Origin of the sequence: Ilumatobacter sp., assembly GCF_046290335.1 — a bacterium.
Taxonomy (GTDB): Bacteria; Actinomycetota; Acidimicrobiia; order Acidimicrobiales; family Ilumatobacteraceae; genus Ilumatobacter_A.
The window spans coordinates 1,391,849-1,404,577 of record NZ_JBKAGH010000001.1; the positions used below are offsets into that span (position 1 = coordinate 1,391,849).

Here is a 12,729-nt window from a genome sequence, read left to right on the forward strand (position 1 = left end):
ACGGTTTACCCCTGCGGCGATGGGGGTACGCCTCGCGCATGACACTCTTGCGCACCACCACCGACGAGCTACGGATCTCCGACGAACTCGCCGAGGCGCTCCCCCGGATTCGACGAGTCGCCGTCACCACGGGACGGGGCGACGACAAAGCAGCCCGCGTTCGCCGTATCGCCACGGAGATCGCTGCGGACCAGGGATGGGAGATCATCCTCTACGACCGCTCACAAGAACGATGGACCGATCATCCGCACCCCACCGGGCCGCTGCGCGCCGACGATCTCGACGCCGACGGATTCGACACATCGGAGTTCGACACCGACGATCTCGACCACCTGCGAGTCGAACTCCGAGACATCGAAGCAGCTGGCGTGTCGGCCGCTGCATGGATCGCCACGATCCCATCACTCACGGCGATGATCGACGTCTTCCAGGAGGTCGAGATCGACGCAGTCCTGCTTCCCGCCGATCCGGACAAACCTCGCCTCATGGAGCGGTTGCTCTCCGGCGACGACGTCGCGGAGACGGTCGAACGCGTCACGCAGAACCTCGTACCCGGCGTCAACCCCTACTTTCTCGTGGTCGACGACGACGAGATCCGCATCGAGACCTACGGGGAGGCATCGTGACGCGCACCCCGATGATCGTGAGGCACCACCAGATCGGTATCACGAGCGATGCCGTCGCCGAGGCATCCGCGCCGAGCTCGACGGCACCATCAACGGCATCGGCGACGGCACCATCGACGGCACCATCGACGGCACCATCAACGGCATCGGCGAGCGCCACATGACGCGCTCGCCGATGCGAACGCCGCGGCGCCGCTCCGACGTGACTACATTGGCGCCCATGTCGGACATGGGAACCGAACTGACGATCACGAACATCGACGGCGGATTCCGCCTCGACGGGGAAGTCGACGCGCAGACAGCGCCGTCGTTGAAGTCGTGCTTGGAGACGTACCTGAACGATTCCGATGGCGTCACGCTCGACGTCCGAGAGGTCACGTTCATGGATTCGAGCGGACTCCGGGTCCTGCTTGGCGTCACCGAGACCTGCCGGGCACAAGGAAGCGATCTCGAGCTCGTCGCCCCGACACCGACGGTGTCGCGGCTCTTCGACATCAGTGGGCTCGCCGGTCATTTCACGGTGACGCCCGCTGGCTGACGCGCAAAGTCACAGCAGTACCGCCGACCAGCGGACAGCCCCAGCTGGCACACCCGCCCTCACGCTCTGCAACATCGAACTGCAACATCGAACTGCGACATCGGCCAGAACCCGTCGACTCGCGATGTCGCAGCGATCAGATCGTGCGCTCGACCACGACGGCGACACGATCGTCGGCCGTCATCGATGAGCATTCACCGGCCTCGACGAGCCCCTCTGCCGACGGAACACCACCCAGCCGAGTGATCGCTTTCCGCACCGCCTCGTCGAAGGGCATGTCACGGCGTTCGAACACTCCGTCGGTGTACATCGCCAGCCAATCGCCCGGAGCGAGGACGAGTTCCACCTCTGCGGTGTGCCCGTCCGCGACGACCCCGAGTGGCGGACCCGGTACGAGCTCCAGTAACGAGAGGACGCCGCCTCGTGCGCAGTGCAGCGGTGGCGGGTGGCCGGCTGACACCAGCGTGACGCGCCCACTGGCTTTGTCGAGCCGTCCGACGATGACCGTCGAGAACGGGCAATCCAGACCGCACACGGCGTAGTAGAGGGAGCGGCACTCGGCCACGATGGCAGCAGGATCGCCTCGACGACTCGCAGCCACCGTTCGCAACATCGAACGGATGGCGCCCATCTGGCGCGTTGCCTCGAGCCCGTGCCCGGCCACGTCGCCGACCGTGATGATCACCCAGTCGTCGAGATCGAGCACGTCGAAGAAGTCGCCGCCGAGCCGGTCGCTTCGCTCCGCTGGCAGATACTGCGCATCGAAGCGGTAGCCGCCGACCGATGTCGCGTACTCGGGTTGCAGCGCCCGCTGCAAGATCTCGGCATTGGTTCGTTCCGCTTCGTAGCGCAGCGCACGGTCGATGGCCGAGCCCGCCAGTTCGCCGATGGCGATGGCCTGGCGCCGTGTCACACCGTCAGCGCGTTCGCTCCAGCCGATGTCGAGCCGGCGTTCACCGACCGAGAACGAGAACACGACGTCGTCGGCATTCGATGCACCCGCCTCGACGAGGTCGAGATGCACGTTGGTGTCGACGAGTTCGGCACCGAGCGCCTCGAGAACCCCCGCAGACGTTCGCAATCCGCTCAGCTGCGACGCAAGCCGTCGGAGCTGATCGATCTGAACCCGCTGCGTCACGCGGTTCGTGACGTCTTGCGCCAACCCCAGCATCCGAACGGGGGCACCATCGGGAGCCCGGAAGATCCGTCCGCGCGATTCCATGTGGCCGATCGAGCCGCCGGCACGCACGAATCGGTACGCCAAGACGAACGCGTCGTCGACCTCCAGCGACACCTCGACGCGAGCGCGAAGCGCTGACGCGTCGTGAGGATGCACCGACGTGTAGAAGTCGTCGATCGTTCCGCCGAACTCACCGGGGACCATCCCGTGCACGCGCTCCAGGGAATCGTTCCATGTGACCACTCCGGTCGGGATGTTCCAATCGAACACGCCGCTGTCACCGCTCGACAACGCCACCTCGAGACGACGAGCGAGCTCCTGGGTACGCAAGGTCGCATCGGCTGTCGCCAACAGGACCCGCTGCGACACGGGCTCGACGAGGTACGCGTCAGCCCCGCGTCGAAGACCGTCGGCCACCGACCCGTCGTCGATGGGAGCGCTCGAACGCTGGATCAACGGGATCGTCGACGTCACCGCATCGGACTTCAGCCGATCGATCAACGCGGCAGTCGACGTTTCGCCGAGCTGCGCATCGAGCAGGACGAGGTCGGGTCGGTCACGAGCGAGGCGGAAGGCAGCGTCGGCTGAGCGCGCCTCGATCACGGAGGCGCCTACATCGACGAACCAGCCGCGCAGCGACTCGCGCTGATCGTCGTCGTGGACGACGATCAGCACCGTGGCACCTTCGAGGTGATCGCGGAGATCGGTGTCCATGCTGCTTTCGGCTGCTGTTTCGGCTGCTGTTTCGGCTGCTGTTTCGGCTGCTGTTTCGGCTGGCCCTCACTGCGGAAGGTTGTGCGTTCGCTTTGACCATAACCCATCGCGCCGACCCGGCACACCAGACAAAGCGCCGGGCATGTCGCTACAGCAGCGCGTGTCGGTTGGCGGTCGGTCGGGCAGATCGACTCCATGCACGCTCGCCGGCACCATCACCATCACCATCACCAGCGCCAGCACCAGCGCCAGCACCAGCACCAGCACGGTGGCGCTCCCCGATCGTGCCAGTTCGAAGGATTGACGGCCGCTGCGAGCGGGAACCCTTGCACCATGACTGCACGACCAACCCGAACGAGCAACGAGCACGACGAGACGCACGATCCGGATCGGATGCCCGAGGCGAAAAAGGCCAACAACGAGATCACGCCCGCATCCGGCGACGACGTCGACAAGGCGCGCCGACTCGCCGACGACGTCGAGCATCCCGACGACGACATCGCCACCTGACGGATCGATCCGGCAGCACGTTTCGCACGACTCGACTCGGGGTAGCACCTGCGCATGAAATTCATCAAGGGATTCGTCATCGGAACGCTCGTCGGCATGAGCATCGGCTCCTCGCTCAGCGAACAGCAGCGAAAGCAGATCGTGCAGCGCGTGAAGAAGCAGGCCGAACCAGTCGGTCGAGCGGTATCCGACAATGTCGGCAACATCGCCGACACCGTGACCGAGCAAGCCGCCGAGACCGTCGACAAGGCGGGGAACTCGGTGGTCGACTCGATCGACGGCCGAGCCGCAGCAGGCGAGGCTGCACCGACAGCCAACGCGTCGCCGAGCAGCTCACCCCGCGCGGTGAGCTGACCCGGTGGACCTGGTACGTCGGCTCGACCGGGTCCAACGCGAACGGCCATGGCTCGCCACGCCCGTTGCGGTCATCCGACGATTCAGCGAACACGACGGCGGCCGCATGTCGGCCGCCGTCGCATTTTTCGCCTTCTTCAGCGTGTTTCCGCTGCTGCTGGTCTTCGTGAGCGTTCTCGACATCATCCTGAACGGTCGTCCCGGACTGCGCGAGGACCTGGTCGATTCCGCACTCGGGCAGCTCCCGATCATCGGTCAACAGGTGTCGGCACCGCAATCGAGTGGATCGGGCAGCATCGTCACACTGGCCGTGGGCACCGCCACCGCTTTGTGGGCTGGCCTCGCCGCCACTGCGGCCCTCGCCAGTGCCTTCGCCACGGTCTGGGATGTCGTTCCCAGCTCACGTCACAACTTCCTCCGCAAACGCGCGCAGGGTCTGGCCGCAGTGCTGTCGATCGCTGTACTGATCGCGATCTCCACGCTGGTCGGCAACATCGCAGCGCTCTTCGGCGTTTCACCAGCCACCGTCGTTCTCGGTCTGAGCCTCAACCTGGCCGTCAACATCATGGGACTGATGGCGGTGTTCCATTTCCTCAGCCCGAACACGGACCCGTGGCGCGTCCACGTTCCCGGAGCGGTCATCGGGGGCGCAGTCATTTTCGGGCTGCAACAGATCGGCGGATGGGTCGCCAGGCGCTATGTCGAGAACGCGAGCGACACCTACGGCTCGCTGGCGATCGTGATCGGTTTGCTCGTGTGGCTCCACCTGGTTTCACGAGCGATCGTCCTCGCTGCCGAGTTCAACGCTGTTCGAGTCCATGGCCTCACACCACGATCCATCCACGGTCAACCCGACTCGCTCCTCACCGAAGCCGACCGCCGAGCGATGGTGTACAACACCGAGCGGGTACGACACGACGAGCAACTCGGCGTCGTCGTCAACGCTCCAACCGAGGTACTCGACGACGCGCGCCGGCAGAACGACGACGGCCCACGTTTCCCCGCGGAGCATGACGGGTAGGGCTCGGTCGACGGTGCCCGCCTCCGCCAGGAGCCTCGTCCCTCGGCCCGGCGAGCGGTGCCGCCCCCGATCCGCACAACCAGATCCGCACAACCAGTTCCCCACTCAGATCCGGAGGCCCGATGAGCACCGCGACCAAGAACCAATCCCAGACCGTCAACCCGACCACCGGTGAGGTCCTGTCCACCTACGACGAACACACCGACACCGAGATCGCCGACATCCTCGACCGCTCGCATCAGGCCTTCCACGAGTGGCGGCGGCGCCCCCTGACGGATCGCCTCGAGATCGTCCGAGAGATCGGCCGCCTCCTGCGCACCCGGGCGGACGATCTCGCGACCCTGATGGCCGACGAGATGGGCAAGCTCGAGTCGCATGCCCGTCAGGAGGTCGAGCTGTGCGCAGCGATCTGCGATTTCACGGCCGATCACGCCGCCGACCAACTCGCCGACGACGAGCGTCCGCTCGATGGAGGCCGAGCCATCGTCAGCTACCAGCCGATCGGCGTGATCCTCGGCATCCAGCCGTTCAACTTCCCGATCTATCAGGCCATCCGGTACAGCATTCCGCAACTCGCAGCTGGCAACACGGTCCTGCTGAAGCACGCTCACAGCGTGTGGGGATGCGCCCTCGCACTGGAGGAGATCTACCACGACGCCGCCGTGCCAGCCGATGCATTCCGGGTCGTCAAGGTCGGCCAAGACCAGACGACCGAACTGATCGGCGACCCTCGAGTTCGAGGAGTCACCCTGACGGGCAGTACCACCGCCGGGAGCGCTGTCGCCGCGGAGGCAGGCCGCCACGTGAAGAAAAGCGTGCTGGAGCTCGGCAGCAACGACGCCTACCTCGTCCTGTCCGATGCCGATCTCGACGTCGCCGTCGAGGTATGCGTCAACGGCCGCGTCTACAACAACGGCGAAACCTGTGTTGCCGCCAAGCGGTTCATCGTCGTCGACTCGGTGTACGACGAGTTCCGAGCCGCTTTCGTCGACGCGATGTCGAGCGTCGAGATGGGCGATCCCCACGACGACGCGACCGGCATCGGCCCGATGGCTCGCGACGACTTGCGCGAGCAACTGGCCGACCAGGTCGACCGTTCGGTGGAGGCTGGCGCCACCGTTGCGCTCGGCGGCGAGGTTCCCGATCGTGACGGCTTCTTCTACCCCGCAACGGTCCTCGAGAACGTGGCCCCGGGCATGCCCGCCTATGACGACGAACTGTTCGGACCGGTTGCGTCGTTGATCCGCGTCGCCGACGACGCCGAGGCGATCCGCGTCGCCAACGACTCGCGCTTCGGGCTCGGCGGTGGCATCATCTCCCGCGACGTGCAGCGTGCCGTCGAACTCGCACGAGACGAGTTCGACACCGGCATGATCAACATCAACGGCTACCACCTCGCCAACCCGCAGCTTCCGTTCGGCGGCGTCAAGGACTCCGGCTACGGCCGCGAGCACGGTGGGTTCGGGATCAAGGAGTTCGTCAACGTCAAATCGATCATGGTGGTCGATGCCTGACAGGGCTGCAGCGCGGGTATCCGACGTCCCGACGGCTGACCTCCACACAGCCGTGGCGGTGCGATGATCGAACTCGACCGTCAACCATTCACCATCAACCATTCACCGTCAACCATTCACCGCCGACCATTCACCGCCGACCAGAACGGAGACGACGACCACATGCGACGAGGACCCCACCCTGGCCCTTCGGCACCACGTCGGCGAATGCGACGCGAGCACTATCTGGCCTTGGCGGTGATGGCGCTCCTGACCGTCGTCGTCGCCATCGTCGTGCTCTGAGCGTTTGCGCCACCTTGACGGACTCGACGCAAGGTCCGTGATCCGTCGCCGTATTCCATCTCGTACCCCTCGTACTCCCGAGGCAAACGGCTCGGTGCGGTTTGCTCCGCGAGCGAGCGGGAATTCCCCGGGCATCGATGCCACCACGAACCGCCCGAGCCGTCCTGCACCTGCGCGATGACTGCTGATCTCGATGTGTGGGAGGTGACGGGTCGCCTTGCGTTGGCGGCACTGGTCGCGGGGATCGTCGGACTCCAACGCGAATACGACGGCCAGGACGCCGGATTTCGGACGCACGTCCTCGTCGCGGTCGGTTCGGCGCTGTTCGGCGTCGTCTCGGTCGGAGCGTTCGATGCCTTCGTGTCGCAGCGCTCGGCGAGCAATGTCACCGTCGACGTCACGCGTATCGCGGCGTACGTCGCGCCCGGCATCGGCTTCATCGGCGGCGGCGCGATCCTCAAACACGGCGGACGGGTGTCGGGCATCACGACGGCAGCATCCCTCTGGAGCGTCGCTGCGCTGGGCGTCGCAGCCGGCGTGGGCTTCTGGCAGGCAACGCTCGTCGCCGGCGGCATCACCATCGTCGCCCTGGCGTTGTTGCGACCCGTCAGCACCTACGTCACACGTCTCGGACGCCGCCACCATGCGGTCGTCGCGCTCGAACTCGACGAATCCGCCGACGTCGGCGCGATCGTCCGGGCGATCACCGAACTCGCCGGGGACAACGTGCGGACGCTGCGTTTCGGAGTCGGTCCCGGCGGCGGCCGCATGACGGTCGAGTTATGGCGCGATCGAGACGGTCCGGAACCGGCACGTTTCCTGCGGGTACTCGCCGAGCACGACGGCATCCGATCCGCCTCCACCGCTGCCAACCTGTGACACGCGCTGCGACGGGTGTGACGGGCGTGACCGATGCACCGGCTCCGGCAATTCGATAGCGTCAGGGAGTTCTGGTCGGGAACACGTCACGACCGTTCGTTCCAGGAGACTGATGAGCGCAGGAGCGCCATTGCTACCAGGCGGGGTACTCAGAAGGCTGATCGATCGCGCCCCGGTGGGGATGTCGATCCACGATGCCGAGGGCCGCTGTCTCCTGATGAACCAGGCGCTGGCCGACATCAACGGCATCTCGATCGCCGACGCGATGGGACGCACGGTTCACGAGTTCGTCCCGACGCTCGCCGATCAGATCCAACCCCATCTCGACGAGGTGCTCGCCACCGGCGTCGAACGTCGGGCGGAGATTCGAGGCGAGACGGCCGCTGCGCCGGGCGAGCTGCGCTGGTGGCATGCGACGTTTCGAACGCTCGAGCTCGACACGATGTCGCGAGCGGTGGTGACCATCGTCGAGGACGTCACCGACAACATGCGCCAACTCGAGTCGCTGGCGGCGAGCGAGCACCAACTCCGCCGCGTCTTCGAGCACATCGATCAGGGCTTCTGCGTCTGCGAGATCGTGACCGACGACGACGGCATCCCGAGCGATTATCGCTTCATCGAGGTCAACACACTGTTCGAGGAGATGACGGGTCTCGCCGACGCTGCCGGGCACACCGCCATCGAGTTGATCCCCGACCTCGAGCCACACTGGATCGAGGCATACGGCCGAGTTGCCCTCGACGGCGAGACGATGCGATTCCAAGAGGGTTCCGACGCAATGGGTCGCTGGTTCGACGTGTTCGCCACGCCACTCGCCACGCCGGGTCGCTTCGCCATCGTGTTCCGTGACGAGACGGCGCGACACCTCGCCGAGGCAGCCGAGTCGATCATCGCCGAGCGCTACCGGGCGATGGCCGACGAACTCCCCCTGATGGTGTGGATCCACGGACCCGATGGCGAGCAGGAGTTCGTCAACCTCACCTACTGCGAATTCTTCGGAGTCGACCGCGAGCAGATGGTGGCCGACAAGTGGCAGGTGCTCGTGCACGCCGACGACATCGAACGGTACTCGGCCGCGTTCGAGCGAGCGGTCCGCGATCGCAGTGAGTTCCACGAGCAGGTCCGCGCACTCGACGCGACAGGAAGATGGCGTTGGGTCGATTCGTGGGCGACGCCTCGTGTCGACCCCTCCGGCGTGTTTCTCGGTCACGTCGGCGCCAGCGCCGACGTGACGGAGCGGGTCGAAGCCGAAAGAGCACTCGCCGCCTCGACCGCGTTTCTTCGCAACGTCCTCGACAGCTTGTTCACCTTCGTCGGCGTCCTCGAACCGGACGGCACCGTCGTACAGGCCAACCGGGCGCCGCTCGAAGCCGCCGGAATCGAACTCGCCGACGTCGTCGGCAAGAAGTTCTGGGACTGCTTCTGGTGGAGCTACGACGAACGCATCGCCGAACAACTCCGCCGCGCGGTCGAACGCTCAGCGCGCGGCGAGGCGGTCCGGTATGACGTGCCGGTCCGCATCGGGCAGCCCGAGCGACTGTGGATCGATTTCCAACTCGTGCCCCTGCGAGGCCCCGACGGTTCGATCACCCACATCATCCCGTCCGGACTCGACATCACCGACCGGCGAGCCGCCGAACGTCAGCGCGCACAGCGTCTGCGCGAAGAACGCGAGCGGCGGCATCGAGCGGAGATCCTCGAAGAGCACGCAGCCGGCCTCGCCTCAGCGATCTCCCCGACGGACATCGGTGCGCTCACCGTGGCCCACATCGAGCAACGCCTCGGCCTGCGCGTCGCGGCGCTCAACTTGCGGCGCGGCGACGGCCTCGAACTCATCGCCTCCGACACGATCCCGACCTCCCGACGACCCGACCACGTGACACTCGGCGACGACATGCCAGGGCCCGTGGCGATCGCGACGAACCACCGACTCGTCTTCGACGACCGAGACGACGCCGCTCGCCGATTCCCGGGGCTCGCCGATGCCCTCGCCTACTACGACGTCGCCAGCCTCGCCGCCCTCCCCGTTCGGGGCACCGATCGGTCGGCCATCGGTGCAATCGTGGTCGGCTCACCGAACGTCGGCGCGTTCCGCGGCGAACACCTGGAACTCCTCGAAGGGCTCGCCGCGCAAAGTGGCCTGGCGCTCGAGCGCGCCCTGCTGCACGAACAACTCGTGTTCGTGCAGAAACGCGAGCACGAGATCGCGGTTCGCTTGCAGAAGGCGCTGCTCCCCGACCGTCTGGTCGAGCATCCACGCCTCGCGATCGCCGCGCAGTACCAGGCGGCCGGCGAGCGCCTCGAGGTCGGCGGCGACTGGTACGACACGTTCGACTGGGCGTCTGGCGAAGTCGGCGTGATGGTGGGTGACGTCGCCGGGCACGACTTGGACGCTGCCGCGGCGATGGGTCGGCTGCGCGCCGCCGTCGCAGCGCTGGCGCCGACGCTCGAGCCGGATCCCTCGGCGATCCTGCGAGCGCTGCACGACGTCGCCCGGGGTCGCGACGGCACCTCGTTCATCACCGCGGCGTGCGCCGTGATCGACCCGTCGACCGGCAGTCTCCGCGTCGCATCCGCTGGCCATCCGCCGCCGCTCCTCGTCCGCCGCGCGGGAGCGGTGTGGCTACGTTGCGAACCCACGCCACCGCTCGGACTGTTGGACCTCGAGATACCTCCGGCGCGTCGGATCGAACTCCAACCCGACGATTGCGTGATCCTCTACAGCGATGGGCTCATCGAGCGCCGCGACGAGCCACTCGACGTCGGACTCGAGCGGCTGCGTGCCGCGTGCGGCCGATCGAGCGACGACGACTTGGACGTGTACTTGCGTCGGCTCGTCGACGAGCTCACGTCGTCCGACACCGACGACGACAACGTCGTGCTGGCACTTCGCTGGCAACCCGACGTCTGACGCCGACGAGCCGGTCGCGCTCCATGCGAGGGCGCCAGGCGCGGTGTCGGTTCTGGCGGCCGCTCAGGCCGGTGCTCGGGGCCGACCGATCACCCCGTGCGGCGGGGTGGACGATGTCTCGCCGGTGGGGCTGGACGCGGCACGACGGAGCACGTCGCGCGACCACGACGAGGCGGACCAGATCGCCACGCGCTGTCGGCGAGCAGCGGCCCAGCGTCGGCGGACATCGAGCGGGAGCTCGACAGCTCTGCGGAACCCGTCTGCCACCGAGTCGACATCACCGCCGTCGACCTCGATCACCCAGTCGCGGAGTTCGTCGTACGCTCCGGCGCCGACCGACAGCACCAACACCGCGACATCGCCCGCCAACGTCGAGAACTCCTTCGCGACGAGGTTCATCCCGTCTCGCAGCGGGGTCACTGCACACACGTCGGCAGCCGACAGCAGCGCGGCGACCTGTTCCGGCGAAGCGCTCTCCATCCGGAGATCGATCGGACTCGAACCATCCGGGCGTTGCCAGGTCACCATCAACTCGTGCGCCAGCCGCTCGACGTCGAGGCTGAATCGGCGGTAGCGAGCCACGGTGGTTCGCGTCGGCTGGACGACGCCGACGTACTGCGTCGTCGCCGGATCGAGCCACCCTCGGCGGAATGCGGTGTCGAGCGCCAGGAGGCGTTCCGGCACGCCTTTCGTGTAGTCGAGGCGGTCGATGCTCACGATCAAGGTGGTGTCTGCGTCGCGGCCGGCGAGCCGACGGCCAGCGACCGTCGCTGCAGCCGACGACGCTCGCTCGGTCAAGGCGACAGGATCGATCGAAACCGGTGACACCCACACCGGCGGTGTCGCGACCTGTCCCGACGGCGCGCTCGTCGCGTCCATCGAGCGAAAGAGCTGACGCAACGACGTTGCGTCGCGCTCGGTCTGGACACCGACGAGATCGGCCGCTGCGAGCCCCTCGACCAGTTCGCCAACCACCGGGAGTGACGCGATGGCATCGGCATCGATCGGTGTGTGAATCGACACCGCGATCGTGCGATCGCCAGCCAGTCGTCGCACCATCGCCGGCACGAGGAACAGGTGGTAGTCGTGGATCCAGACCACATCGCCCGGGTCGCTGTGCTCGACGATGGCCTCTGCGAACGCACGGTTGTGCTGTCGATAGTCGTCCCACGCTCCTGGCCGCCACTCGACCAGGTCGTGGAATCCGTGCAACGCCGGCCAGAGCCCCTCGTTACACACGGCATCGACCGCGCTCCGTGCCGTGTCGCTGTCGACGGCAACGAGCGGTCCGTGTTCCCACCGCGGGCGCCGGACGTCATGGACCGGGGCCGGCGGCGCCGTGCCGACCCACCCGAGCCGTTGCTCGCGCACCACGGCGTCGAGCGCCGTGACGAGCCCGCCCGGCGATCGCGACCAGCCGTGTCGATCGCTCCAGGTCACCGGGAGACGATTCGCAGCGATCCAGACGGATGGTCGAGAGGAGGTCGTCACGTCCGGGCTCTACCCGAGCGAACTCGATGCAAACCCGACACGGTTCACACGACGACTCATGCGACGAGGCGCCCCCGGCTGCCAGAACCATTCTCGGGGCCACCCTCGAGACCATTCTCGGGGCCACCCTCGTGGGAAGGGCACGACACTCGGGACGGAACCCGGCTCAGGCTCATCGGCTCATGTCGACGCCGCCGAACAGCTCCTCGTCGACGCAGTGCGAACCGTGCACGACACTGATGTCGCCGGTGGTCTCCAAGACCACGGCGTGCACGTCGCTCAACGAGCTCACGTTCGCTTCGCGGAGTTTGGCGAGCACGTCCGAACGCGTCACCCGACAGTCGTTCAGCGCCCGGTCGATGAACACGCCGTCGCGCATCAGGAGGCGAGGTGTGTTGTCGACGAGCCGTTCGAACGATGTGGAGCGACGGAGCACGGCGATCGCGGCCTGAACGGCGAGCAGTGCGGCGACGGCCACCACGCCGAGCGCTGCCGGCGTGTTCGTGACCACGGTCGTCGCCATGATCGAGCCGATCGCGACGGTCACGGTGAAGTCGAAGCTCGACATCTTCGAGAGCGATCTCAGCCCGACCAGCCGGATCGAGGTGAGGACACCGACGATGAGCACGAGCGCGCTCAGGGCAACGAGACCCGCCTCCTCCCAGGACGGCCACATCCAGTCAACGAACATCGATCGCTCCGGTCGCCG

13 protein-coding genes are annotated in these 12,729 nt (G+C 66.7%); 8 read left to right on the forward strand and 5 right to left on the reverse strand.

What is annotated here, in order from left to right; all coding sequences use genetic code 11:
• Positions 1-38 precede the first annotated feature (38 nt).
• Positions 39-626 carry a hypothetical protein gene (locus ACE37B_RS06240; RefSeq protein ID WP_409922412.1) on the forward strand — a complete coding sequence of 196 codons (588 nt, stop codon included), beginning with the start codon at positions 39-41 and terminating at the stop codon, positions 624-626.
• Between the two features lie 39 nt (positions 627-665).
• Here ACE37B_RS06240 and ACE37B_RS06245 read toward each other — a convergent pair whose 3' ends face one another.
• Entirely contained in the window at positions 666-848 is a 183-nt protein-coding gene (locus ACE37B_RS06245) for a hypothetical protein (RefSeq protein ID WP_409922413.1), read from the reverse strand.
• Here ACE37B_RS06245 and ACE37B_RS06250 point away from each other — a divergent pair.
• Positions 847-1,164 carry an STAS domain-containing protein gene (locus tag ACE37B_RS06250; protein ID WP_409922414.1) on the forward strand — a complete coding sequence of 106 codons (318 nt, stop codon included), beginning with the start codon at positions 847-849 and terminating at the stop codon, positions 1,162-1,164. The two genes, ACE37B_RS06245 and ACE37B_RS06250, sit on opposite strands and share 2 nt — an antisense overlap.
• Positions 1,165-1,300: 136 nt before the next feature.
• On the opposite strand, the gene ACE37B_RS06255 is transcribed toward ACE37B_RS06250, so the two are convergent.
• Together ACE37B_RS06255 and ACE37B_RS06260 are read right to left on the reverse strand one after the other, a co-directional pair.
• A complete protein-coding gene (locus ACE37B_RS06255; RefSeq protein ID WP_409922415.1) occupies positions 1,301-3,058 on the reverse strand; it encodes a SpoIIE family protein phosphatase in 1,758 nt (585 codons plus the stop codon).
• A gap of 66 nt (positions 3,059-3,124) precedes the next feature.
• Entirely contained in the window at positions 3,125-3,325 is a 201-nt protein-coding gene (locus tag ACE37B_RS06260) for a hypothetical protein (protein WP_409922416.1), read from the reverse strand.
• A gap of 66 nt (positions 3,326-3,391) precedes the next feature.
• Between ACE37B_RS06260 and ACE37B_RS06265 the strand changes: the two genes are divergently transcribed.
• The 6 genes from ACE37B_RS06265 (at position 3,392) to ACE37B_RS06290 (ending at position 10,529) form a co-directional block, all read left to right on the forward strand.
• Positions 3,392-3,568, forward strand: coding sequence for a hypothetical protein (locus tag ACE37B_RS06265; RefSeq protein WP_409922417.1), 177 nt, complete (start codon positions 3,392-3,394; stop codon positions 3,566-3,568).
• A 54-nt stretch (positions 3,569-3,622) separates the two neighbouring features.
• The gene (locus tag ACE37B_RS06270) at positions 3,623-3,922 is read left to right on the forward strand and encodes a hypothetical protein (RefSeq protein ID WP_409922418.1); all 300 of its coding nucleotides are present in this window, start codon (positions 3,623-3,625) and stop codon (positions 3,920-3,922) included.
• A 4-nt stretch (positions 3,923-3,926) separates the two neighbouring features.
• Positions 3,927-4,943 (forward strand): YihY/virulence factor BrkB family protein, encoded by a 1,017-nt coding sequence (locus tag ACE37B_RS06275; RefSeq protein ID WP_409922419.1) that lies wholly within the window; start codon positions 3,927-3,929, stop codon positions 4,941-4,943.
• A gap of 122 nt (positions 4,944-5,065) precedes the next feature.
• Positions 5,066-6,457, forward strand: a complete 1,392-nt coding sequence (locus ACE37B_RS06280) for an NAD-dependent succinate-semialdehyde dehydrogenase (protein WP_409922420.1) — start codon at positions 5,066-5,068, stop codon at positions 6,455-6,457.
• Positions 6,458-6,916: 459 nt separating this feature from the next.
• Positions 6,917-7,618 (forward strand): MgtC/SapB family protein, encoded by a 702-nt coding sequence (locus ACE37B_RS06285; RefSeq protein ID WP_409922421.1) that lies wholly within the window; start codon positions 6,917-6,919, stop codon positions 7,616-7,618.
• Positions 7,619-7,730: 112 nt separating this feature from the next.
• The gene (locus ACE37B_RS06290) at positions 7,731-10,529 is read left to right on the forward strand and encodes a PAS domain S-box protein (protein ID WP_409922422.1); all 2,799 of its coding nucleotides are present in this window, start codon (positions 7,731-7,733) and stop codon (positions 10,527-10,529) included.
• A 63-nt stretch (positions 10,530-10,592) separates the two neighbouring features.
• Here the strand turns inward: ACE37B_RS06290 and ACE37B_RS06295 are convergent, their stop codons facing one another.
• Together ACE37B_RS06295 and ACE37B_RS06300 are read right to left on the reverse strand one after the other, a co-directional pair.
• Positions 10,593-11,969 (reverse strand): trehalose-6-phosphate synthase, encoded by a 1,377-nt coding sequence (locus ACE37B_RS06295; protein WP_409922423.1) that lies wholly within the window; start codon positions 11,967-11,969, stop codon positions 10,593-10,595.
• Between the two features lie 223 nt (positions 11,970-12,192).
• Complete coding sequence (locus tag ACE37B_RS06300; RefSeq protein ID WP_409922424.1) at positions 12,193-12,711, reverse strand: DUF421 domain-containing protein; 519 nt, start codon at positions 12,709-12,711, stop codon at positions 12,193-12,195.
• Between the last annotated feature and the right edge of the window lie 18 nt (positions 12,712-12,729).